Below are 852 nucleotides of genomic sequence, written 5' to 3'. Positions count from 1 at the left end.
AGACGACGTCTCATTTGGTGAGTCGGCGGTAGCAAATGAGGGTGCAGGCGATGGCGGTGAAGGCCAGGAAGTGTTCGGCTTTGCGTTCATAGCGGCGGTGGAGCCGACGGCAGCCGGCGAGCCAGGCCATGGTGCGCTCGATCGTCCAGCGGTGGCGGCCCAGACGTGTGGAGGATTCAATGCCCTTGCGTGCGATGCGGTGCGTGATACCGCGCTTGCGCAGCCATCGACGCAGGTGGTCGTAGTCGTAGCCCTTGTCGGCGTGCAGCTTGGCGGGCTTGCGTCGGCGTGGGCCGCGGCGGGAGCGGATCGGCGGGATCCCGCGGACCAGGGGCTGCAGGGCCTGGCTGTCGTGGAGGTTGGCGCCCGATATACCGACGGAGAGGGGCAGACCAGTCCGCTCGGTGATCAGGTGGATCTTCGAGCCCTTCTTGCCCCGATCGACAGGATTCGGACCTGTCAGGTCCCCCCTTTCAGGGCCCGCATGTTCACCGAGTCGATCGCACACCTCGACCAGTCCAGGTCTCCGCGAGCGCCGAGTTCATCCAGCACCAGGCGGTGCAGTTTGGCCCAGACCCGGGCCCTGCTCCATTCACTGAACCGGCGGTGCGCGGTCGGCCCCGACGGGCCGAAGGATGGCGGTAACTGCTTCCATGTGCACCCTGACGTGGCCACGAACACAATCGCGGCCAGCACCTCGCGATCCCCGTACCGCCGTCGGCCACCACCTTGAGGCCGTGTCGGGGCTGGCGGCACCACCCGCGCGAACAACTCCCACAACTCATCCGGCACCAGGCGCTCCACGATGTCCACGACCGCAGACTATCGAACACGCCAAATGAGATGTCTTCT

1 protein-coding gene is annotated in these 852 nt (G+C 66.3%); it reads right to left on the bottom strand.

The features are described from left to right. Positions 1 to 10: 10 nt before the first annotated feature. Positions 11 to 804, bottom strand: a protein-coding gene (locus ACSLTV_RS36115) for an IS5 family transposase (protein ID WP_435613734.1) whose coding sequence is annotated in 2 segments (ribosomal slippage) — positions 11 to 469 and positions 472 to 804 — 792 coding nt in all. Because the reading frame shifts where the segments join, the coding sequence is not laid out codon by codon here. Positions 805 to 852: the final 48 nt, after the last annotated feature.

This window comes from Streptomyces sp. bgisy159, from assembly GCF_965341775.1.
GTDB lineage: Bacteria > Actinomycetota > Actinomycetes > Streptomycetales > Streptomycetaceae > Streptomyces.
The sequence above is the reverse complement of the archived record's forward strand: the minus strand, read 5'-3'. Positions and strand labels throughout refer to the sequence as shown.